The sequence below is a fragment of the Uniformispora flossi genome (assembly GCF_049534875.1).
GTDB lineage: Bacteria > Actinomycetota > Actinomycetes > Streptomycetales > Streptomycetaceae > Yinghuangia > Yinghuangia aomiensis.
Window position 1 is genome coordinate 110,456 of the sequence record NZ_JBMULZ010000004.1, and the last position, 22,065, is coordinate 132,520.

General features: G+C 73.7%; 16 protein-coding genes. 4 read left to right on the forward strand and 12 right to left on the reverse strand.

Annotated features, from left to right (window positions below; all coding sequences use genetic code 11):
* The first annotated feature begins 154 nt into the window (after positions 1–154).
* A complete protein-coding gene (locus ACPA54_RS10325) occupies positions 155–481 on the forward strand; it encodes a chorismate mutase (RefSeq protein WP_423528389.1) in 327 nt (108 codons plus the stop codon).
* A gap of 518 nt (positions 482–999) precedes the next feature.
* Here the strand turns inward: ACPA54_RS10325 and ACPA54_RS10330 are convergent.
* Both ACPA54_RS10330 and ACPA54_RS10335 read right to left on the reverse strand, forming a co-directional pair.
* Positions 1,000–2,574 carry a succinic semialdehyde dehydrogenase gene (locus ACPA54_RS10330; protein ID WP_423528390.1) on the reverse strand — a complete coding sequence of 525 codons (1,575 nt, stop codon included), beginning with the start codon at positions 2,572–2,574 and terminating at the stop codon, positions 1,000–1,002.
* A gap of 99 nt (positions 2,575–2,673) precedes the next feature.
* Positions 2,674–4,809, reverse strand: a complete 2,136-nt coding sequence (locus tag ACPA54_RS10335; RefSeq protein ID WP_423528391.1) for a serine/threonine-protein kinase — start codon at positions 4,807–4,809, stop codon at positions 2,674–2,676.
* Positions 4,810–4,995: 186 nt separating this feature from the next.
* Between ACPA54_RS10335 and ACPA54_RS10340 the strand changes: the two genes are divergently transcribed.
* The gene (locus tag ACPA54_RS10340; RefSeq protein WP_423528392.1) at positions 4,996–5,835 is read left to right on the forward strand and encodes a putative protein N(5)-glutamine methyltransferase; all 840 of its coding nucleotides are present in this window, start codon (positions 4,996–4,998) and stop codon (positions 5,833–5,835) included.
* 196 nt (positions 5,836–6,031) lie between these two features.
* On the opposite strand, the gene ACPA54_RS10345 is transcribed toward ACPA54_RS10340, so the two are convergent.
* From ACPA54_RS10345 to ACPA54_RS10360, 4 genes are all read right to left on the reverse strand, one after another.
* Positions 6,032–7,897, reverse strand: coding sequence for a serine/threonine-protein kinase (locus ACPA54_RS10345; protein ID WP_423528393.1), 1,866 nt, complete (start codon positions 7,895–7,897; stop codon positions 6,032–6,034).
* Positions 7,898–8,026: 129 nt separating this feature from the next.
* The gene (locus ACPA54_RS10350) at positions 8,027–10,087 is read right to left on the reverse strand and encodes a serine/threonine-protein kinase (protein ID WP_423528394.1); all 2,061 of its coding nucleotides are present in this window, start codon (positions 10,085–10,087) and stop codon (positions 8,027–8,029) included.
* A gap of 72 nt (positions 10,088–10,159) precedes the next feature.
* The gene (locus tag ACPA54_RS10355) at positions 10,160–12,121 is read right to left on the reverse strand and encodes a serine/threonine-protein kinase (protein ID WP_423528395.1); all 1,962 of its coding nucleotides are present in this window, start codon (positions 12,119–12,121) and stop codon (positions 10,160–10,162) included.
* 129 nt (positions 12,122–12,250) lie between these two features.
* Positions 12,251–13,909: a glycerol-3-phosphate dehydrogenase/oxidase gene (locus ACPA54_RS10360; protein WP_423528968.1), complete on the reverse strand. Its 1,659-nt coding sequence runs from the start codon at positions 13,907–13,909 to the stop codon at positions 12,251–12,253.
* Between the two features lie 254 nt (positions 13,910–14,163).
* Between ACPA54_RS10360 and ACPA54_RS10365 the strand changes: the two genes are divergently transcribed.
* On the forward strand, positions 14,164–14,994 hold the full coding sequence (locus tag ACPA54_RS10365) for an HAD family hydrolase (RefSeq protein WP_423528396.1): 831 nt from the start codon (positions 14,164–14,166) through the stop codon (positions 14,992–14,994).
* A gap of 107 nt (positions 14,995–15,101) precedes the next feature.
* Here ACPA54_RS10365 and ACPA54_RS10370 read toward each other — a convergent pair whose 3' ends face one another.
* From ACPA54_RS10370 to ACPA54_RS10390, 5 genes are all read right to left on the reverse strand, one after another.
* On the reverse strand, positions 15,102–16,217 hold the full coding sequence (locus tag ACPA54_RS10370) for a GuaB3 family IMP dehydrogenase-related protein (RefSeq protein WP_345673655.1): 1,116 nt from the start codon (positions 16,215–16,217) through the stop codon (positions 15,102–15,104).
* A gap of 220 nt (positions 16,218–16,437) precedes the next feature.
* Positions 16,438–17,940 carry an IMP dehydrogenase gene (guaB, locus tag ACPA54_RS10375; protein WP_423528397.1) on the reverse strand — a complete coding sequence of 501 codons (1,503 nt, stop codon included), beginning with the start codon at positions 17,938–17,940 and terminating at the stop codon, positions 16,438–16,440.
* Between the two features lie 302 nt (positions 17,941–18,242).
* Complete coding sequence (locus ACPA54_RS10380; RefSeq protein ID WP_423528398.1) at positions 18,243–18,470, reverse strand: hypothetical protein; 228 nt, start codon at positions 18,468–18,470, stop codon at positions 18,243–18,245.
* The gene (gene shbA / locus ACPA54_RS10385; protein ID WP_423528970.1) at positions 18,467–19,015 is read right to left on the reverse strand and encodes an RNA polymerase sigma factor ShbA; all 549 of its coding nucleotides are present in this window, start codon (positions 19,013–19,015) and stop codon (positions 18,467–18,469) included. The genes ACPA54_RS10380 and shbA overlap by 4 nt, the downstream gene beginning before the upstream one ends.
* Before the next feature lie 151 nt (positions 19,016–19,166).
* A complete protein-coding gene (locus ACPA54_RS10390; protein ID WP_235054757.1) occupies positions 19,167–19,778 on the reverse strand; it encodes a response regulator transcription factor in 612 nt (203 codons plus the stop codon).
* A gap of 532 nt (positions 19,779–20,310) precedes the next feature.
* Here ACPA54_RS10390 and ACPA54_RS10395 point away from each other — a divergent pair.
* Complete coding sequence (locus ACPA54_RS10395; RefSeq protein ID WP_345673652.1) at positions 20,311–20,622, forward strand: WhiB family transcriptional regulator; 312 nt, start codon at positions 20,311–20,313, stop codon at positions 20,620–20,622.
* A 274-nt stretch (positions 20,623–20,896) separates the two neighbouring features.
* On the opposite strand, the gene ACPA54_RS10400 is transcribed toward ACPA54_RS10395, so the two are convergent.
* A complete protein-coding gene (locus ACPA54_RS10400; protein ID WP_423528399.1) occupies positions 20,897–21,706 on the reverse strand; it encodes an SDR family oxidoreductase in 810 nt (269 codons plus the stop codon).
* Positions 21,707–22,065: the final 359 nt, after the last annotated feature.

A 22,065-nucleotide genomic window follows, 5' to 3' on the forward strand; every position in this document is an offset into this window, starting at 1 on the left:
CGCGCACATCTTTACCTATGGTTCCGGGCACCCCGGCGCCATCGCTGCCGCCTGAGCAACAGGCTTCGACGACGCCCCGGGTTCCTGGAACCCGGGGCGTTTTCGCGTGCGCCGTCGGGTACCGGGACCGGGCACCACCGACAGGAGAACGCCCATGACCGCGCCGCAGACCCCCACACCGACCGCCGACGCCGCCGGCCCGGCCGACACCACCGGGACCAAGGCGGACGACCGGACGCCCGACCAGGTCATCGCCGACGCCCGGACCCGCATCGACGGACTCGACCGCCGCATCATCGACCTGATCGCCGAGCGCGTCGCCGCCTCGCAGGAAGTGCAGCGCACCCGGATCGCCGCGGGCGGCCGCCGCGTGCAGCTGTCGCGCGAGATGGAGGTCATCGCGCGCTACCGCGAGGCGCTCGACAAGCCGGGCACCGAGGTCGCGATGGCGCTGCTCGAACTGTGCCGCGGCCGGATCTGACCCGGAGCGGGCACCACCCGATCTGCCGATTTTCCGCGGCGGGACCGACAGGTTCCGCCCGCAACCCCGGGATCTGACATCCGTTCAGGCCGGGGAACTGCCGGGATACGGAGCGGACGTCACCTGAAAGAGGACGTCCGCTGACCCGACCGCGTAACCTCCCCGCGCCGCCGGTCGTTGTGCCTGCTGAGCCAGCCCGCCTGCAGGCGGCCCTGGTGCAAGACCGTCGGCGCGATGAGGCATGCCCGAGGAGGCTGCCGTGGGACCTCGCGTCGGCGCCGTGACCGGGACGCAGGGGACAGCAATCCGGTCACGACCCCGCCGGCGGCCGGTGTCGGGGACGCCCGACATCGGCCGCCGAGCCCAGGCGGAAGCCACCACATACGTGACGCTCCGCCGAGAGCCTCCACACTATCTGTAGTTGGGGCGGCCGTGGGAGAGACGGCGCACATTCCGGGACACCGCGCCCGCGGCGCGGCATCCCGGACCTCCCGGATCAGCGCCGGATCAGCGCCGGATCAGCGCACGCCGAGCGTTTTCATGATCCGCAGCGACAGCGTCAGCGAACGCGACCACTGCTCGTCGGTCATGCCGAACGGGGCCGCGATCGGGATGAGCCGCTGGGTGGCGACGGTCTGCGCTTCGGTGAACTTCATGATCCCGTCGACGCCGTGCCGGCGGCCGAGTCCGGAGTCGCCCATGCCGCCCATCGGGGCGCCCGCGCTGCCGTAGGCGGCCGCGTAGCCCTCGTTGACGTTGACGGTTCCGGCGTGCAGGCGGCGCGCGACCTCCTCGCCGCGGCGGGTGTTGCGGGTCCACACGCTGGCGTTCAGGCCGTACGCGGTCCCGTTCGCGCGGGCGACCGCGTCGTCCGTATCGGTGAACGTGTAGACGGACACCACCGGCCCGAACGTCTCCTCGGCGCACACCGCCATGTCCGGGTCGACCCCGTCCAGCACGGTCGGCTCGTAGAACAGCGGTCCGAGGTCGGGCCGGGCGCGGCCACCGGTGAGGACGGTAGCGCCGAGTTCGCGGGCCTGGTCGACGTGCCGCGTGACGGTGTCGAGCTGGCGGCGGGAGACGAGCGAGCCCATGTCGGCGTCCCAGCCGTAGCCGGCGGCGAGGCGCATGCCTTCGACGCGGGCGAGGAAGCGTTCGAGGAACGGGTCGCGGATGTCGGCGTGCACGTACATGCGCTCGATCGACACGCACAGCTGCCCGGCGGACGAGAAGCACGCGCGGACGGCGCCTTCGGCGGCGCGTTCGAGGTCCGCGTCGGGCAGCACGACCATGGCGTTCTTGCCGCCGAGTTCGAGGGACGCGCCGACCAGGCGGGCGGCGGCCTGCTGGGCGACCTGGCGCCCGGTGCGGGTCGAGCCGGTGAAGCACACGTAGTCGGCGCGGCCGATGACGGCGGGGCCGATGACCGGGCCGTCGCCGACGACGATCTGCCACAGGTCTTCGGGGAGCCCGCATTCGGTGAGGACGTCGAGCGCCCACAGCGCGGTGAGCGCGGTCTGCGTGTCGGGCTTCATGACGACGGCGTTGCCCGCGATCATCGCCGGGATGGCGTCGCCGATGGACAGCGACAGCGGGTAGTTCCACGGCGAGACGAGGCCGACGACGCCCTTGGGATGGCGTACCTCGACGGCCTTGGTGAGCACCGGCAGCGCGCCCGCGCGGCGCCGGGAGCGCAGGTAGCCGCGGGCCCGGCGGCCGTAGTGGCGGCAGGTGAGCGCGACGTCCAGGACTTCCTCGAACGCGTGCTTGCGGACCTTGCCGGTCTCCGTCTGGATGATGTCGAGGATCTCGTCCTGGCGGGCGAGGAGCCGGTCGTGGAAGCGGAGGAACACGGCGGCGCGGTCGGCGACCGGGCGTTCCGCCCAACGGGCCTGCGCGGCGCGGGCCCGCTCGTAGGCGGTCACCACGTCCTCGTCGGTGGACTCCGGGAGTTCCGCGATCGGCGCGCCGGTGAACGGGGCGCGCGTGGTGACGCGGGTCGGCATCGGGCCGGTGACGACGCGCCGCACGAGGCGGTCGACCGGGAGCACGGGGTGGATCGCAGAGGCCGCGTCGCGGGCAGTGTCCGTCATGCGATCAAGCCTAAGCGGGGCTACTTTCCGGTAACAAGAGCCCGGGGCAGGGAGTCGCGTCCGGCGCGGGCCCGTGGTCCGAGCCCGCGCCGGTCGCGCTCAGTCCTGCCGGAAGTTCGCCACCACGTTGTTGAAGACCTTCTGCGACGGCGCCCAGTTGTCCTCGAACGAGGCGACGTAGATGGCGTAGTCCGAACCGCGGTCGGTGCGGATCCCGAGGTCCATCGCGTGGCTCGGCCGCAGGTCGCCGCTCTGCGGGTTGAAGGGATTGCCCTTCCAGGTGAACTCCCACACCGCGGCGTCCCAGCCGGGGACGCCGATCGGGTGCGGGCCGAGCTGGAGCCGCTGGTAGTTCTGCTTGATCTTCGCGAAGTTGGCGTCGATCTCGTTGAAGTTGTCCAGCGGCGCCTTGCCGACCGTGTCGGTGCCGATCCGCAGCAGGGTGCGCTTGTTCGGGTCGGTGTAGTCGATCTGGTTGCCGTTGGCGCTGCGCGTCCATCCGTTGGGGACGAACAGCGAGAAACCGGCCGGGTCGTGCGTCCAGGTGTAGCCGGCGATCGGCGCGGGGTCGTTGCCGGCGCCCTGGCTCGCCCCGGTGGGCGGCACGATCGGCGGGCGGCTCGCGCCCGACGGCGGCGTGAGCGTCGGCTGCGTGCTCGCGGTCGGTCCGGTCTGGCCGCCGGGGCCCGGCTGCGCGCCGGGCGACGCCGTTGCGGTGGGGGGCGCGGTGGACACGCCGGGGCCGCTCGCGTTGTCCGACTTGTCGTCCTTGCCCTTGAATACGACGACCGCCACGACGCCCGCCGCGATGACGGCGATGACCAGGGCGGTGACGCCCAGCACGAGCGGCTTGCGGGACGGCCGCGCGGGCGGGCCGGACGGGTTCGCCCGGGTGTCGGGCGCGCTGTTCCCGGACACGTACTCGGCGGACGGCCAGGCGACGCCGGGCCCGCTGTCCGGGTGCGGCCCGCCGGCACCGTACGGTCCGGCGCCGTACGACCCGGTCGGCTGCTGCGGCACGCCCGGGTAGCCGCTGCCGGCCCCCGGGTACGTGCCGTGCGGCGGCCCGTATCCGCCCGACGCGGGCGGCATGCCCATGGCCCCGGCGGTCAGCGTCGGCGACCCGGCGTAGCCCTGCGGCCCCGAAGGCGACCCCGACGGCGGACCCGACGGCGGACCCGAGTACGGACCGGGGTGACCCGAGTGGGGACCCGAATGCGGGCCCGAGTGGGGCCCGGACGGCGCGCCCGACGGCGGACCGGACTGCGGAGCCGACTGCCGACCGGACTGCGCCGACGCCGGGTCGGAGTCCGGCCCGGCCTCGGCACCCAGCCCCGCGACCGCGCCCAGCCCGATGTTCGGCACACCCGACGGCACCGCACGGGGGTGGGACTGCGTGAGGTCGCCGCGGACGACGCCGGACAGCATCCGGTCCACGTCCTTGGCCGGCAGCCGCCGGTCCGGGTCCTTCTGCAGCAGTCCCTCGATGACCGGCAGCAGCAGGCCCGCGCGGCGCGGCGGGTCGGGCTCCTCGGTCAGGATCGAGTTGAGCGTGCTGATCATCGTCGGCCGGTCGAACGGGTTGCGTCCTTCGACTGCCATGTAGAGCACGACACCGAGCGACCACAGGTCGGCGGACAGGTTGGGCCGCAGCCCCTGCGCGCGTTCCGGGGCGAGGAAGTTCGGGGACCCGACGAGCATGCCGGTCGCGGTCAGCGTCGCCGAACCGGCCTCGGTGGCGATGCCGAAGTCGGTCAGCACCACCCGGCCGGACACCGTGACCAGGATGTTCGCGGGCTTCACGTCGCGGTGCAGCACGCCCTTGGCCTCGGCGGCGAGCAGCGCGTTGAGGACCTTGAGGCCGACTTCGGCGGCTTCGGCCGGGGAGAGCGTGCCGCGGGTCTTGAGGATGTCCGCGAGGGACTCCGCCTCGACGAGCTCCATGACGATCCACGGGATGCCGCCGTCCTCGACGACGTCGTAGATCGTGATGACGTTCTCGTGGCCGATCCGGGCCGCGGTGCGCGCCTCGCGCAGCGTGCGCTGCTGCTGGATGTCGCGCTCTTCGTCGTCGAGGTGGTCGGGCAGCCGGAGTTCCTTCACCGCGACCTCGCGGTGCAGCATCTCGTCGACCGCCCGCCAGACCGTGCCCATGCCGCCGCGTCCGACCACGCTCGTCAGCCGGTACCGCCCCGCCACGATGCGCGCCTGACCGGGCGACGCAACGTCCGCCATCGTTCCTCCCCGCTCCTCGGTGGGCCGACCTCCCCCGAACGGCGCCACCGGGTTCCCTGTGTCGCCCGGTCAGACTACGGCCTACGCACCACTCCGGTTGCGTGGCGGCCCTCGCCCGGGCCCGCACCGACCCCGGCAACCCGCCGATCCGGCACCGGGAAATCGCCGGTACGCTCGGTGCCGCTCATGACGCTCCCGCCACCGGACGCCACGTCCGTACCCCGCCCGGACCCCGGTTTTTCCGCCGCGATCGTGGCCGCGACCGTGACCCGGCTTCGCGCCGCCGGCTGCGTGTTCGCCGAGGACGAAGCCGCGTTGCTCGCCGAAGCCGCGCACGACACCGTGCATCTCGACACCCTCACCGCCCGCCGGGCCGCCGGGCTTCCGCTCGAACACGTGGTCGGCTGGGCGGAGTTCTGCGGGCTGCGGATCGCGGTGGACGAAGACGTGTTCGTCCCGCGGCGGCGCACCCAGTTCTTGGCCCGGCACGCGGCGGCGCTTGCCGCGCCCGGCGCGGTCGTCGTCGACCTGTGCTGCGGCGCCGGCGCGATCGGCGCCGCGGTGGCATCCGCGGTGCCGGGCGTCGAGTTGTACGCGGCCGACATCCACCCTGCCGCGGTTCGCTGTGCCCGCGGCAACCTCGCCGCGTACGGCGCCCGGGTGTTCGAGGGCGATCTGTTCGCGCCGCTGCCCGCGGACGTGCGCGGCCGGGTGGCGGTGCTGACCGCGAACACGCCATATGTGCCGACCGCCGAGATCGGCCTGCTGCCGTCCGAAGCCCGCGACCACGAGCCGCTCGTCGCCCTCGACGGCGGCTCGGACGGCCTGGACCTGCAGCGCCGGATCGCCGCCGAGGCCGCCGCGTGGCTCGCCCCCGGCGGCCATCTGCTGGTGGAAACCAGCGAGGAACAAGCGGCCGAGGCCGTCGCGGTGTTCACCACGAGCGGCCTGACCGCGCGCGTGGTCGAGGACGAGGACTTGTACGCCACGGTCGTCGTGGGCACGCGCCCGACCGCGGGGGCCTGAGCGGCGCACCCGCGCCACCGGACCGCCTTCGAGCCCCCGCCGAGGGGAGAGGGACGGCACCAGACCCGTCGGGCGGCCCGGTCGGACCCGGCGACCACAGGTCTGAACAGCGGCGGATGCCCCGGTCCCGGTGAGCGTCAGGGGCGCGCCATCACGCGCTCCCGACGTCCCGGCTCCGGTCCTCGCCCCCGGCCTCTCACCCGGTCGCGTCGGCCTTCGTTCCCGCCCCCGCGCCCGCCGTGGAACCGCTTCCCGCACCGGACTTCGTGGCCCCGCCGGAACCGGACGAGCTGCCGGAGCCGGCCGACGTCGTGCTGCCCGTCGGTGTCGTGGTCGGCGACTTGCTGGTGGTCGGCCACGTGGTCGAGGTTGTCGGCCTGCTGGTGGTCGGCTTCGGCTTGGTCGTCTTCGGCGCCGACTTCGTCGGTTCGGTGTAGTCCGAGTCGGCCTGGCCACCGGTCGGCTCGTAGGTGGCCTGCTCGGTCGTCGGCGTCACGGTGACGCCGCCGGCGACCGCGTTGTCGGACGGCGCGGCCGGCGACGACACCGTGCCCGCACCGGCGGACGGCCCCATCCCCGGGCGCCCGTCGCCGCCCTTGTCGTTGCTGCCCAGCGCACTCGGCACGATCCAGAACGCCGCCGCGACGAGCGCCGCGGCCACCCCGGCGAGCACCGCGTACGCCCCGCGCGGCCGTCGCCGCTGCGGATACGCGCCGCCCGGCCGGCCGTCCTCCTCGATCGGCCGCGTCGTCCCGTGGAACCCGCCGATCGGGAACGGCTGGGGCGTGTCCCCCGACCGCGGATGCCCGACCCCGCCGGGTCCGGAGTCCGCCGCCTGCCCGTGCGCCGCCGTCGGCCACGCGTCCGATCCGCCGTGACCGCCGGCCGGTGCCTGCTGCCCGGTCGGCCACCCGTCGGGCGGATAGGCCGTACCCCCGACCGCGGCCGCACCGGCCGCCGCGCCCACCCCCGCGCCGCCGAGGACCGCCGCGCCCCTGCCCGAACCGGAACCCGGTCCGGAACCCGAACCGGAACCCGGCCCCGACCGCGCCCCGGGGCCAGGGCCGAGGGTCGCGCCGAGCGGCCCGTGCGGGTCCTCGACCGTCGCGGCCGACGCGAACGCGTCGGACGGCCGCGGCGGTGCCGGAATCGGCGGCGGAACCGCCGTCGCCCCGGCCGTCGCACCCGCCGCCACAGCGGCGGCCCCCGCGACCGCGCCGGTGCCGTGCTCCGACTTGCCCTTGAGTGCCGCGGTGAGCAGCCCTTCGACGGCGTCCTCGTCCGGCCGCTCGTCCGGGTCCTTGCGCAGCAGCGCGTCCAGCGCGGGGCCGAGCGCTCCTGCGTACCGCGGCGCCGCGGCCTCGTCCTGGAGCACCGCGGTGAGCGTTTCGATCGCCGACGTCCGCTGGAACGGCGAACGCCCTTCCATCGCCTGATACAGCGTCACGCCCAGCGACCACAGGTCCGAGGCCGGTCCCGGCCGCCGTCCCAGGACGCGCTCCGGCGCCAGGTACTCCGGCGAGCCGATGAGCATGCCGGTCGCGGTGAGCGTCGCCGAGCCGAGGACCGTCGCGATGCCGAAGTCGGTGAGGATGACCCGGCCGTCCGCGCCGAGCAGGATGTTGCTCGGCTTGACGTCGCGGTGCAGCACGTCCGCGGCGCGCGCGGCGCGCAGCGCGGCGAGCACCTTCAGGCCCACCTCGGCGGCTTCGCTCGGGCCGAGCCGCCCTTCGTGCTCGATCACTTCGTCGAGGGAGCGGGCGCGGACCAGTTCCATGACGATCCACGGACGCCCGTCGTCCTCGACGACGTCGTAAATGGTGACGACGTTCGGGTGGGTCACCCGGGCCGCCGCGCGGGCTTCGCGCATCGCGCGTTCCCGCCGGACTTCCTGCTCGCTCGCGTCCAGGTCGTCCGGGATACGGACTTCCTTGACCGCGACCTCGCGGCGCAGCAGTTCGTCGACCGCCCGCCACACCGTGCCCATTCCGCCCCGGCCCAGCGCTTCGCCGAGCCGGTACCTGCCGCTGACGAGGCGGCTTTCGCCGCTGCCCTCCGTCACGGGTCCCTCCCCATTGGACCGTGGCTGCTACCCCCTGGGGACAACGTAGAGAGAACGCCGTTGGTTCGATAGCCGGGAAATCCGTTCAGAACCGCTTGAGGACCGCACCGTGACGGAACAGGGACAGACTCAACGGCTGGTGGTGAAGGTCGACTTCGCTTCGTCGAAGGCCGCGCGCAGGGCGGTCGACGCGCCGTCCGGGCCGGAGACCCAGAAGTCGTACGTGTGACCGCCCGCGGTGTAGCGCATGTTGATCGACCGGCGCTGCGTCCCGCCGTCGGACCAGGTGAACTCCCAGAGCACCGCCGGGTTTCCGCGGAACGTCGTGGAGTCGAGGCGGACCCGCTGGTAGCCGGGGTAACTCGCGGTCGACGAGCTGCCGGTGCCGCCCGCGTCCTGCGCGGACAGGTCGGCGTACGGGTCGCCCGACGCGTCGCCCGGATCGATCCGCACGCCGAGCCGCGAAAGGCTGTCCGGCGAACGGAAGAAGATCCGGTCGCCCTGCGGATCCCGGCCGCTCCAGCCGTCCGGGACCGAGACGCTGAACCCCGCGGGGTCGTCGACCCGGCGGAAGCCGGCGCGCGCCGCGGAGCCGGAGCCGCCGGACGGCGAGGACGTGGCCCGGTCGGCCGGCGACGCTCCGGACTCCGGTCGCCCGGTCGCCGAACCCCCCGGTGTCACGGGCGAAACCGTCGGCGACGCCGCCCCGCCGACCGGCGACGGGCCGCCGGCCGACGACGGCAGGGCCGCCGGCGCGTTGCCGGCGGCCCCGGCGCTTCCCGAGCTCTTCCCGCCGCTGTCGCTCCCCGTCGACTTGAGCAGCAGCGCGACGGCGATCACGACCCCGGCGAGGACGACCGCACCGACCGACAGGAGCAGCACGCGCCGCCGTGGGGCAGGCGCCACCGCACCGGGGTCGCCCGGCGTCCCGACGCCGGGGGCCGAGGCGGGCATCGGCGGCGGCGCACCTGCCCCGGCCACGCCGACGGTCGGCAACGAGGCCGGCATCGGCGGCGGCGCCGAGGAGCCGCGCGCGGGCCCGGCAGCGCGCGCCGCCGACGGGCCGCCCGCGGAGACCGCTCCGAACGCGGCGGACGCGCCCGGTTCGGGCCGGGTCGGCTGCGGCGCGGGGACGCCGTCCACGGTCACCGCGTCCTGGCGCTCCCCCGGAGCATCCGCACCGGACTGCGGATGCCCGGTCGATGTTGCGTCGTTCGCGGTACCCGCCACTCCCGCTGCCGGGCCCGGGCCGGCGGCGGCACCGGCACCCACGCCCACACCCGCACCCGCACCCGCACCGAACCATGTCGCTTCCGTGCCCGGCGCGGATCCGGCCTCGGCCGCGCGCCCGCCCGGCGACGACCCCGGTCCCGCGGCCTCCACCTCGGCCAGCAGCCGCAGGGCCTCGTCGGCGGTCATCCGGGCGTCCGGATCCGCGGTGAGCAGCCCGGCGATCAGCGGCGCCAGCGGACCGGCGTGCCGGGGCGGGTCGTAGGTCGCATCCAACACGGCCTGGAGCGTGGCGAACTCGCCGTTGCGGCGGAACGGCGAGCGGCCTTCGAGCATTTCGTACAGCGTCGCGCCGACCGCCCACAGGTCGGACGGCGGCCCGGGGCGCAGGCCCTGCGCACGTTCCGGGGCCATGTACTCCAGCGTGCCGATCGTCGTGCCGGTGGCCGTGATGGTCGTCGCGCCGACCAGCGTGGCAATGCCGAAGTCGGTCAGCACGGCGCGCCCGTCGCGGGAGAGCAGCACGTTGCCGGGTTTGACGTCGCGGTGCACGACGTCGGCCGCGTGCACCGAGCGCAGCGCGTCGATCAGCTGCCGGGTGAGGCGTGCCGCGTCGCGGACCGGCAGGCGGCCTTCGTCGAGGTCTTCGGCGAGGGTGCGGCCGGGCACGAATTCCATGACGATCCACGGCCGCCCGTCGTCCTCGACGACGTCGTAGACGACCACGACATTGGGGTGCACGACCAGCGCCGCGGCACGGACCTCGCGCATCGCCCGGGCCGAGCGGCGGGCGCGTTCCTCGTCGTCGAGGCCCTCCGGGACGCGGACTTCCTTCACCGCCACATCGCGGTCCAGGACGGTGTCGGCGGCCCGCCACACGGTGCCCATCCCGCCGCGGCCGAGCATCTCGGTCAGCCGGTAGCGGCCCGCCACCGTGCGGTCTCCGGTCGGACCTGTCATCTGCGCTACCCCGCCCCGCGAACGCCGCCGATTGCCCCGCCGCCCCACCGTACCGGGCGGCCGCGGCGGCGGTCAGCGGACGATCGCCAGGTTCTCCTTGGCGTGGTCGAAGTACGCGGCGGCCGTCGGCCACAGCTCCTCGCGGCAGCGCACCGTCATCCAGTAGCGCACCCCGTCGCCGGTCCGCACGACGAGGTCCTTGCCGTGGAAGGCGGCGCCGTCCGGGCCGCGCCACACGTACTCCCACTCGGCGGCGTCGTGCCCGCGGTAGTCCATCGAGGCGAGTTCGACCCGCCGGTAGCTCTCGCTGTCCCGGTAGTCGCGGGACGTGAGCGTGCCGTGCTCGCGGTGCAGCACGGACTCCTCGGGCGGCATGACGATGCCGCGGTCCACGGTCACCGTCACCGAGATGAGCCGGTCCGGGTCGTGCACGGTCAGGCCGCTGTCGCTGGGCGTGCAGCTCCAGCCTTCCGGCACCGGCAGCGCGAACCCGAGCCCGGAGCCGGTGCGTAGGCGGCGCAGCACCGCGCCGTCGATGAGCGGGCCGAGCAGCAGGCAGCCGCCGACCACCGCGAGGACTTCGACGAGGTTGGGATTGATGTGCCGGAGTTCGAGGACGCCGCCGCCGATGGTGCCGATCAGCATCGCCGCCGGCACCGACCGGGACAGCCGCCGGTGCGGCAGCACCAGCCACACCGCGAGGACCGCGGCGAGCAGCGAGATCGTGTACATGCCGGCCCACGAGCCGTAGTCGGCGAGCCACCGGGCCACCGCCGCGCTCATGATCGCGACGACCACCAGCACGGTCGCCCAGTGCCGGATCCACCAGCGCGGCCAGCGCCGGTAGCGGGCCCGGAAGCCGCCGCCGCGCCGCGCCCGCGCGCGTTCCCGGCGGCCGGGCCTGCGGTCGTGGCGGCGGTCCGGCTCGGCCGGCCGCTCGTGCTCGCGGACGGTCTCGCCGACGTGCGTGCGCTGCACCCGCAGATTGGTCTCGGTGACGGACCCGTGCGCGACCGGCTCCTCGGCGGCGGGCTGCGCGGTGCCGCCCGTGGTGCGGCCGCCCGGGTGCCCGCGCGGCGCGGTCTCCTCGACGGTGTGCCGCACGGCCCGACCCGGCGGCCCCGTGTGCACGGCATGCCGGCGGCCCGTGGCGCCGGTGCCCCGGGCCCGGCCGGGCAGCGCGCGGCCGGGCTGGGTGCCGGCGGGGGCTGTGTCGGCGGCCTCGATCAGGCGTTCGCGCAGCAGCGGCGCGTCGGCGCGCGCGGTCGGGTCCTGCACGAGCACGCTGCGCAGCGCGGGCATGAGCGACCCGGCCTGCTCCAGTTCGGGGAACTTGGCGGCGGCGACCGCGGCCAGCGTCGCCGCGTGGGTGGCGCGCTTGTACGCCGGTTTGCCTTCCACGGCCTCGTAGAGCGTCACACCGAGCGACCACAGGTCCGCGGCGGCCGTCGGCTGCTGGCCGTCGACCTGCTCGGGGGCGAGGTACTCGGGGGATCCGACGAGCGCGCCGAGCTGGGTGAGCGTCGCGCTGTCCTCGACCGAGGCGACGCCGAAGTCGGTGAGGACGACGCGGCCGTTGCGGGCCAGCAGCACATTCGCGGGCTTCACGTCGCGGTGCAGCACGCCCGCGTCGTGCGCCGCGTCGAGCGCGGACAGCAGCCGGAGGCCCATCTCGGCGGTCTCTCCGGCGGGCAGCGGCCCGTCCTTCTCGATCGCCTGGGCCAGCGACAGGCCGCGCACCAGCTCCATGACGATCCACGGGCGGCCGTCCTCGTCGACCACGTCGAAGATCGTCACCACGTTGGGGTGGTCGATCCGAGCCGCGGCGCGGGCCTCGCGGAGCATGCGGGCGGACAGCGTCTCGCGTTCGTCGTCGTCGGTGTGGCCGGGGACGCGCAGCTCCTTGACCGCGACCTCGCGGTCGAGGACCTCGTCGAGCGCACTCCACACGGTGCCCATGCCGCCCCGACCCAACCGCTCCCGCAACCGGTACCGGCCCGCGAGCAACCGCCCGTCGGCGTCCGCGTCGCTCATGCGCGTGCTCCTGTGCTGGGGTTGCCGAACCCCGTGCGCGGACGGGATTCGCGACCATTCCAGTCAACCATCCGAACCACCGGTACAACGCGCTGTCGGCGCCGAAGGTGCCCGGTTCGCCGAACCCGGTCAGGCGAGCGGGACGACTTCCTCGGCGCCCATCCGGACCGCGTCCGCCGTCCGGTCGTCCGGCTGCTCCTGGGATTCGCGCTCCGCTTCGACGCGCTTGAGGTAGTAGTCGACCTCGCGGCGGACCTGCTCGTCGGTCCAGCCCAGCACCGGCGCCATCAGCCGCGCGCACTCCTCGGCGACGCGCACGCCCCGGTCGAACGTCTCGATCGAGATGCGGGTGCGCCGGTCCAGCACGTCCTCCAGGTGGAGGGCGCCCTCGTGGGTGCACGCGTACACGGCCTCGGCGCGCAGGTAGTCGTCCGCGCCGGGCAGCGGCCGTCCCAGCTCCGGGTCGGCTTCGACCAGGGCGAGGACCTCGTCGATCAGGGAGCCGTACCGGTTGAGCAGGTGTTCGACGCGGGCGACGTGCAGGCCGCTGCCCGCGGCGATCGACGTCCGGGCGTTCCACAGCGCGTGGTAGCCCTCGGCGCCCGCGAGCGGCACGGTCTCGGTGCAGCTGGGCGCCACCTTGCGGTCGAGCCCGTGCACGGCGGCGTCGACCGCGTCGGCGGCCATCACCCGGTAGGTCGTGTACTTGCCGCCCGCGACCACCACAAGGCCGGGCACCGGGTGCGCGACGGTGTGCTCGCGGGACAGCTGGCTGGTGGCGTCCGACTCGCCGCGCAGCAGGGGCCGCAGGCCGGCGTAGACGCCTTCGACGTCCTCCCGGCCGAGGGGCACCGCGAGCACCGCGTTGACCCGTTCGAGCAGGTACTCGATGTCGGTGCGGCTGGCCGCCGGGTGTGTCTTGTCGAGGTCCCAGTCGGTGTCCGTGGTGCCGATGATCCAGTGCCGCCCCCACGGGATGACGAACAGCACGGACTTCTCGGTACGCAGGATCAGGCCGGTCGACGAGTGGATCCGGTCCCGCGGCACGACCAGGTGGATGCCCTTGGAGGCGCGGACGTGGAACTGGCCGCGTTCGCCGACCAGCGCCTGCGTCTCGTCCGTCCACACGCCCGTCGCGTTGACGACCTGCCGCGCGCGGACCGCGTACTCGCGCCCCTGTTCGACGTCGCGCACCCGCACGCCCACGACCCGCTCGCCCTCGCGCAGGAACCCGGTGACGGTGGCACGCGACGCGACGTGCGCACCGTAGCCGGCCGCCGTGCGGACCAGTGTCATGGTGTGCCGCGCGTCGTCGACCTGCGCGTCGTAGTACTGCACGGCGCCGACCAGCGCGTCCTTGCGCAGCGCGGGCGCCAGCCGCAGCGCGTGCCGCCGCGACAGATGGCGGTGCCCGGGCAGGCCGCGGGTGTGGCCCGTGGAGAGGCCCATGGTGTCGTACAGGGCGACGCCGGAGCCGACGTAGGCGCGCTCCCACCCGTGGTGCTGCAGCGGGTACAGGAACGGCACCGGCCGCACCAGGTGCGGCGCCAGCCGCTGCACCATCAGGCCGCGCTCCCGCAGCGCCTCGCGCACCAGCGCGAAGTCCAGCATCTCCAGGTAGCGCAGGCCGCCGTGGATCAGCTTGCTCGACCGGCTCGACGTGCCCGACGCCCAGTCGCGCGCCTCGACCAGCCCGACGCTCAGGCCGCGGGTCACCGCGTCCAGCGCGGTCCCGGCGCCGACCACGCCGCCGCCGACCACGACCACGTCCAACTCCCGCTCGGCCATCGCCTCAAGCGCCGCCTCGCGTGCCCGCAATCCCAACGCCGTGGTCTTCAACGCGCCGTCACCCGCTCCCGTCGCCCGCCGTTCCGCTGCCCCGATCATCACCCGGCGGCGCGCCCGCCGCTTCCCCGCCGCGCTGAGCACGCACCCCTTCCATGTGGGCCATTCGGGTGAACGGCCGCCAACGGGCGGGTACGGTGAAATACCCGCGCGAGAGCGAGGTACCCGTGACGCCGTCCTTACCCGACAGTCCGCTGGTGGTATGCGACCTGGACGGCACGCTGCTGCGATCCGGCGGCACCTTGTCGGACTACTCCCGCATGACGCTCCAAGCCCTGACCGCGGCGGGCGTGGCGCTCACCGTCGCCACCGCGCGCAGCCTCCCGGCCATCACCACACTGCTGGCCGGCGTCGAATTCCCGCTCCCGGTCATCGAGTTGGGCGGCTCGTACCTGTCGGACGCGGCCACCGGACGGCATGTCTCGCGGCATTCCCTCGACCGGGCCACCGCCGCAAAACTCGTCGCGGCCGTCCTGGCCGCGGGCCTCGAACCGGCGCTCACCACCTGGGACGGCCGCGCCGACCGGCTCCACCACGGCGATCTCGCCGACGAAGGCGCCGCCTGGTACGTCGCCGAGAAGCGCAAATACGGCGATCCACGGCTCCGGCACAGCCCCGACTTCGGCCGGGTCGCCCGCGAGGAAGACGTCGCGCTGGTGCGCTTCGCGGTACGCCGGGACCGCGAACCCGAGGCCCTCGAACTGCTCGCCGGCTTCGGCAGCGCCGGAACCACCGTCCAGAGCTATCCGATCGGCTACCTGCCCGGCTGGGTCGAGTTCGCCGTGCACAGCGCACGCGCCGACAAGGGCCAGGCCGTCCTCGCGCTCCGCGACCGGCACGCGCTCACCGGCCCGGTCGTGGCGTGCGGCGACCACCTCAACGACCTGCCGATGTTCGCGGTGGCCGACCGCCGCGTCGCGCCCGCCAACGCGCACCCGGACATCCTCGCGCTGGCCACCGACGTGGTCGGCCCCAACGACGAGGACGGCGTCGCCCGCTTCTTGGCCCGCGAGTTCCTCGGAACCTGAACCCGCGGCCCGCCGTCACGGCGACCCGTCGGCGCACGAAAACGGCCCGGCTCCCCCTCGGGAAGCCGGGCCGTTCCGCGCCCGTGCGGCCGCGAAGCCGCACCTGCTCAGCTCTGCGGCGCCACCGTCACCTCGACCTGCTGGAACTTCTTCAGGTCGGTGTAGCCGGTCGTCGCCATCGCCCGGCGCAGCGCGCCGAACAGGTTCATCGAGCCGTCCGACACGTGCGACGGCCCGTTGAGGACCTCGTCCAGCGTGCCGACCGCGCCCAGGTCCATCCGCCGCCCGCGCGGGAGTTCCGGGTGGTGGGCCTCGGAACCCCAGTGGTGGCCGCGGCCCGGCGCGTCGGTGGCACGGGCCAGCGCCGAGCCGATCATCACGGCGTCCGCGCCGCACGCCACGGCCTTGGCGATGTCGCCGCTGGCGCCGACGCTGCCGTCCGCGATGACGTGCACGTAGCGGCCGCCGGACTCGTCGAGGTAGTCGCGGCGCGCCTCGGCCACGTCCGCGACCGCGGTGGCCATCGGCACCGCCACGCCCAGCACGCGGCGGGTGGTGTGCGCGGCGCCGCCGCCGAAGCCGACCAGCACACCCGCCGCACCGGTGCGCATCAAGTGCAGCGCGCCCTGGTAGGTCGCGCAGCCGCCGACGATGACCGGCACGTCGAGGTCGTAGATGAACTGCTTGAGGTTGAGCGGCTCGGCCCGGCCCGACACGTGCTCGGCGGACACCGTGGTGCCGCGGATCACGAAGATGTCGACGCCCGCGTCGATGACCGCCTTGTGGTACTGCGCGGTGCGCTGCGGCGACAGCGCCGCGGCGGTGACCACCCCGGAGTCGCGGATCTGCTTGATGCGCGCGCCGATCAGCTCTTCCTTGATCGGCTCCGCGTAGATCTCCTGCATGCGGCGCGTCGCGGCGGCCTCGTCGAGGCTGCCGATCTCCTCGAGCAGCGGCGCCGGGTCCTCGTAGCGCGTCCACAGGCCTTCGAGGTTGAGCACGCCGAGGCCGCCCATACGGCCCACCGCGATCGCGGTGTCCGGCGACACGACGCTGTCCATCGGCGCGGTGAGGAACGGCAGCTCGAACCGGTACGCATCGATCTGCCAGGCGATCGAGACCTCTTCGGGGTCGCGGGTCCGCCGGCTCGGGACGATGGCGACGTCGTCGAAGTGGAAGGCACGCCGTCCTCGCTTGCCCCGCCCGATCTCGACCTCAGTCACGTTGCGCCTCTCCTGCCGTTCTCGGTGGTGGGACCCTGCACGCGCACGTGCGGCGCTGATGCGCCGCGCGTGTCCGGGCGCCTGTCCTGATTTCCGCCCGGATGCCCCCGGACAAGCCTACGGGGCGGCCCGAACCCGAAGGTTCCCGACCGCCCCGTGACCGCAAACCCGCGGCGCCGGGCAAGGACCCGGCACCGGCGGCGGCGAGCGCCGCCGCGGATCAGCGGCCGTGGTAGTTCGGCGCCTCGACCGTCATGTGGATGTCGTGCGGGTGCGACTCCTTCAGACCCGCCGCCGTGATCCGGACGAACCGGCCGCGCTCCTTCAGGTCCGGCACAGTCGGGGCGCCCGCGTACCCCATCGAAGCGCGCAGGCCGCCGATGAGCTGGTGCGCGACCGCGGACAGCGGGCCGCGGTAGGGCACCTGGCCCTCGATGCCTTCCGGGACCAGCTTGTCCTCGGACAGCACGTCGTCCTGGAAGTAGCGGTCCTTGGAGAACGACTTGGCCTGGCCGCGCGACTGCATGGCGCCCAGCGAACCCATGCCGCGGTAGCTCTTGAACTGCTTGCCGTTGATGAAGATCAGCTCGCCGGGGCTCTCCTCGCACCCCGCGAGCAGGCTGCCGAGCATCACGGTGTCCGCACCCGCGGCGATCGCCTTCGCGATGTCGCCGGAGTACTGCAGGCCGCCGTCGCCGATGACCGGGACGCCCGCCGGGCCGCACGCGAGCCCGGCCTCGTAGATCGCGGTGACCTGCGGCGCGCCGACGCCCGCCACCACGCGGGTGGTGCAGATCGAGCCGGGGCCGACACCGACCTTGACGCCGTCGACACCGGCGTCGATCAGCGCCTGCGCGCCGTCCCGGGTCGCCACGTTGCCGCCGATGACGTCGACCTTGGTGTTGGCCTTGACCTTGGCGATCATCTCCAGCACGTTGCGCTGGTGGCCGTGCGCGCTGTCCACCACGATGAAGTCCACGCCGGCCTCGACGAGCGCCTGCACACGGCGGAAGCTGTCGTCGCCGGTACCGACCGCGGCACCGACCACCAGACGGCCGTCGGCGTCCTTGGTCGCGTGCGGGTACTGCTCGCTCTTGACGAAGTCCTTGACGGTGATCAGGCCGCGCAGCTTGCCGTCCGCGTCGATCAGCGGGAGCTTCTCGACCTTGTGGCGGCGCAGCAGCTCCATCGCGTCCGCACCGCTGATCCCGACCTGGCCGGTGACCAGCGGCATCGGCGTCATGACCTCGCGGACCTGGCGCGCGTGGTCGACCTCGAAACGCAGGTCGCGGTTGGTGACGATGCCGAGCAGGCGGCCGTTCTCGTCGGTGACCGGGACGCCGCTGATGCGGTAGCGGCCGCACAGCTCGTCGGCGTCGCGCAGCGTCGCGTCCGGACCGATGGTGATCGGGTCGATGACCATGCCGGCCTCGGACCGCTTCACCAGGTCGACGTGGTTGGCCTGGTCGGCGATCGACAGGTTGCGGTGCAGTACGCCCACGCCGCCCTGGCGCGCCATCGCGATCGCCATGCGCGACTCGGTGACGGTGTCCATCGCCGACGACAGCAGGGGGATCCGCACGGAGATGTTCCGGGTCACCCGGGACGTCGTGTCGACGTCGCTCGGCACGACGTCGGACGCGCCGGGCAGCAGCAGCACGTCGTCGTAGGTCAACCCGAGCATCGCGAACTTCTCGGGTACGCCGTCGGCCGTGAGACTCATGACACCTTCCGGTTGTTCCGGTTCGAGGGGTACGCCCGGGAGCCGCCCGCTCGCCTTGATCGACACCGTGGCCGCGCGAATACGGCGGCTCCACCGGAGCTGCTGGTCGGACGCGCGGGTACGACAGCCCGGTGGTGTGCCAGGGGGATGGCCCCCCATGCTACTCGGCTCCAACACCGCCCGGACCCGGGAGCTTCCCGCTCCCGTCAAGGCCTTCGCGGGCCCGGGATTCGGCCCGTTTCCGCGAACCGCACGCGCCGGGTTCACGACCGGGCCCGGATCCGCGTCCGGGCCGGGCCTGGTCAGCAGCGGTCGGTCACCGCGCGGCGTCCGGACGGCACGCCGTCGACCTCCGCGACCAGCGCGTGGAACAGCCGGGCCAGCCGGTCCGTGTTCGGATGCCCGGTGGTGCGGGCGCGCAGCGTCTCGACGAGTTCGTCGTCGCGGCGCAGGAGTCCCAGATCGGCGAGTGCTCGCGGCGATGAACCGCCGACGTGCACATGCCGCATCCCGGGAATCCCCGCGTTCACGCCGTCTTCTCCTCCTCGGCGAGCGCCCGCAGCCTGGACAGTGCGCGGTGCTGGGCGACCCGGACCGCACCCGGCGACATGCCCATCGCCCGGCCGGTCTCCTCGGCGGACAAGCCGACGGCCACCCGCAGCACGAGGAGTTCGCGCAGATTGTCGGGAAGACGGCCGAGGAGCGCCCGCGCCTGCGCGGCGTCGCTGCGCCGGACCACCTGGTCTTCCGGGCCCGGGTCGTCGTCGATCGCCTCGGGCAGGTCGCACGTCGGCACGGCCGCACGGACCGCGGCACGCTGCACGTCGACGACCTTGTGCGCGGCGATGCCGAACACGAACGCCTCGAAAGGCCTGCCCTCGTCGCGGTAGCGCGGCAAGGCGGACAGCACCGCCAGGCACACTTCCTGCGCCGCGTCGTCCGCCGCGTGCTCCGCGCCGGGCACCCGGCCGAGCCTGGCCCGGCAGTACCTCAGCACCAGCGGGCGTACATAGGCCAGCAGTTCGTCGGTGGCCTGGAGGTCGCCCGAAACGGCCCGGACGACCACGGCACGCATGCCGTCATCGACCCGGGTCTCGGCCCTCTCCGGTCTGTCCGGCATGCGCTCGGCGATCCCGCCCATGAGATTCAGTATGCCGGGCTCCGGCCCCTGCGGTTCGCGCCAGGTCCGTCGCGGCGCGAATCGCAGGGCCGGAAACCCCGCGCGGTCACCGCACCAGACCCCAGCGGAAGCCGAGCGCGACCGCGTGCGCACGGTCCGACGCGCCGAGCTTTTTGAACAGCCGGCGCGCGTGCGTCTTGACGGTGTCCTCGGAAAGGAACAGCTCACGGCCGATCTCCGCATTGCTGCGGCCGTGGCTCATACCCTCCAGTACCTGGATCTCCCGCGCGGTCAGCGTCGGGGCGACACCCATGTCCGCCGAGCGGAGCCGGCGGGGCGCGAGCCGCCACGTCGGGTCGGCGAGCGCCTGGGACACCGTCGCGCGCAGCTCGGCGCGCGACGCGTCCTTGTGCAAGTAGCCGCGGGCCCCGGCGGCGACCGCGAGGGCCACTCCGTCGAGATCCTCGGCCATCGTCAGCATGATTACCCGCGCACCGGGGTCGCCCGCGAGGAGCCGGCGTACGGCCTCCACGCCACCGAGCCCGGGCATGCGCACGTCCATCAGCACCAGGTCCGAGCGTTCCGCGCCCCAGCGGCGCAGAACTTCCTCGCCGCTCGTGGCGGTGGTCACCCGCTCGACGCCGGGGACCGTGGCCACCGCGCGCCGGAGCGTCTCCCGGACCAGCGGGGAATCGTCGCAGACCAGGACGGTCGTCATCGCCGGCCTCCGCAGCAGATCCGCGTCACGTTGAGCCTCCACGCCTGTACGTTCCGTTGCCTACGCGGTCGGTGTTCCCGGAGTGTCCCCGGTGTGCCCCGGCTCGTCGTGCCCGGGACTTGCGAACCGCCGACCGTCTCACCCACCCCAACGACCATCACTCGAAAGGGTTACGGGGTTTCTTCGGGGGCCGTGGGGCCGCCCGCTACCACAACGAGCCGACCCCTCCGAAGGGCACGCCGACACAGTGACCTTTCCGAGCGACACGACCTCACTCTCGCGATCGACCCGGCGGGCGGCGCGCCACGGGCGCGCCAGGAGGGGGCTCATCGGCTGCGGCGCAGCAGGCGTTACGCCCGGGACACGTATTTTTTACTGGTTTTCGCGCATAAGACCGATATCTGCATGGAACTGATCATTCTGTGGCGCTTTCGGATCGTCGTTTGATCGATCGGCCCGTAGCCCCGCCACACTCCGCCACACCAAGCCACACCCCGCGACACCAATTGCCCCTGAAACCGAGGGACGACTCATGGCTGATTTCTCACGGCTCCCCGGCCCCAACGCCGACCTGTGGGACTGGCAGCTCTCCGCCGCCTGCCGCGGCGTCGACAGCGCACTGTTCTTCCACCCGGAAGGCGAACGCGGGGCCGCGAGGGTCGCGCGGGAGGCCGCTGCCAAGGAGGTGTGCCAGCGCTGCCCCGTGCGCGCCCAATGCGCCCAACACGCCCTCGCCGTACGCGAACCCTACGGCGTCTGGGGCGGCCTCACCGAGGACGACCGGGTCGAGATGGACGGCCGTCGCCGCATGCTCAACAGGACCGATGTGACGACCGCAGGCTGATCGAGCGCAGACGACGGTGACCCCGCCCCGGAGGCATCCGGGACGGGGTCACCGTCGTGGTGTGCAGGTCGCCTGCTGCTGCGTGCTGCCGTGCGTGCGGTCGCCCGCTCCCGTCGTACGACGGGTGTCACGTGTCACCCGACGCGTGATCGTTTTTGATCATCTCCGATCCGGATTGCTCGCCGCAGCGCGCGCTCCGGCGTGTGCTCCGGGGTGCGCCTCGGGCACGCGCCGGGGTCGGCTCCGGCGCCCGATGCCCCGCGTGTGCTCCGGTTCAGCCGCCGAACGCCGACAGGTCCAGCTCCCAGACCTTCGGCCAGTCCTTGGCGTGGAACAGCGCGTCGGTGCCGCCGTCGCAGAACAGCACCGAGCCGACGAAGAACGACGAGGTCGGGCCGAGCAGGAACGCGGTCAGCTCGGCGATTTCCTCGGGGCGGCCGCCGCGGCCGATCGGCAGCGGGAACATCTTCATGCCCTCCGCGGTCAGCGGGTCGACCTTGCCGGCCGCGACCATCGGCGTCTCGATGAGGCCCGGCGCGATCGCGTTGAGGCGGATGCCCGCGCCGATCCACTCGTCGGCGACGGCCTTGGTGCGCACGTAGTACGCGAGCGCCGCCTTGGCCGCCGGGTAGGAGCCCATCGGGTCCTTGTCGGCCGCCTCGCGGGCCGCCGCCTCGTCGCCGGCCAGGCACAGCTCGGCCAGCTCCACCGGCCAGTTCGGCTGGCACGTCGTCGAGTTGGAGCTGATCAGCACCACGGACGGGTTCGTGCCCTTGGCGAGCAGCGGGTAGAGGCCCTCCAGCACCTCGATCGCGCCGAAGTAGTTCACCGACACCATCAGCGAACCGGGGCGGCCGGTCGCGGCGGCGAGGCCCGCGAACGGCACGAAGCCGTCGAGCGATTCGCCGGCCAGCTCGGTGACCTTGGCGATCGCCTCGGCGCGGCCTTCGGGGGTGGAAAGGTCCGCGTTGACGTCGGTGTTGTGCAGGTCGACGCCGATGACCCGGTGGCCGTCCGCCTCAAGGCGGGCCTTGCTGGCGGCGCCGATGCCGGATGCCGCACCGGTGATCGCGTACGTGCCCATCGTTCTCCCTCTGTTCGCCGCGCTGTTCGCGCAGGTCCGTGCTGTACCGGACCGGAACCCGTCTCTGACGACCAGTCAGACGACCGGCCCAGGCGCACTCTTCCAGAACATCCGTGCACCTGGAAGAACCGACCCGCTAGATGCCTGCGCACATACTTCCCCGGGGGTACCTGCCGCGTCGGGTACGACGCCGGGCGGAGCGGGCATGCCGAAGGGCCTCGGCCTGCCGGGGAGGGAGGGCGGGGGCCGGCGTGGGGCCGGGGCGGGGTAACCCCTGTCCCGCCCGGCGACGGAAGGGGGGGCGTGCGGGGGGGTGGGCGGGCCCCCCCGCTCTGGGGTTGGGGGGGGGGGGGGGGGGG

Bases quoted from the DNA above. Each gene is read 5' to 3' on its own strand.
- ACPA54_RS10325 (WP_423528389.1), top strand. From the start codon at position 155: ATGACCGCGCCGCAGACCCCCACACCGACCGCCGACGCCGCCGGCCCG.
- ACPA54_RS10330 (WP_423528390.1), bottom strand. From the start codon at position 2,574: ATGACGGACACTGCCCGCGACGCGGCCTCTGCGATCCACCCCGTGCTC.
- ACPA54_RS10335 (WP_423528391.1), bottom strand. From the start codon at position 4,809: ATGGCGGACGTTGCGTCGCCCGGTCAGGCGCGCATCGTGGCGGGGCGG.
- ACPA54_RS10340 (WP_423528392.1), top strand. From the start codon at position 4,996: ATGACGCTCCCGCCACCGGACGCCACGTCCGTACCCCGCCCGGACCCC.
- ACPA54_RS10350 (WP_423528394.1), bottom strand. From the start codon at position 10,087: ATGACAGGTCCGACCGGAGACCGCACGGTGGCGGGCCGCTACCGGCTG.
- ACPA54_RS10355 (WP_423528395.1), bottom strand. From the start codon at position 12,121: ATGAGCGACGCGGACGCCGACGGGCGGTTGCTCGCGGGCCGGTACCGG.
- ACPA54_RS10360 (WP_423528968.1), bottom strand. From the start codon at position 13,909: ATGGCCGAGCGGGAGTTGGACGTGGTCGTGGTCGGCGGCGGCGTGGTC.
- guaB (WP_423528397.1), bottom strand. From the start codon at position 17,940: ATGAGTCTCACGGCCGACGGCGTACCCGAGAAGTTCGCGATGCTCGGG.
- shbA (WP_423528970.1), bottom strand. From the start codon at position 19,015: ATGCGTGCCGTGGTCGTCCGGGCCGTTTCGGGCGACCTCCAGGCCACC.
- ACPA54_RS10390 (WP_235054757.1), bottom strand. From the start codon at position 19,778: ATGACGACCGTCCTGGTCTGCGACGATTCCCCGCTGGTCCGGGAGACG.
- ACPA54_RS10395 (WP_345673652.1), top strand. From the start codon at position 20,311: ATGGCTGATTTCTCACGGCTCCCCGGCCCCAACGCCGACCTGTGGGAC.
- ACPA54_RS10400 (WP_423528399.1), bottom strand. From the start codon at position 21,706: ATGGGCACGTACGCGATCACCGGTGCGGCATCCGGCATCGGCGCCGCC.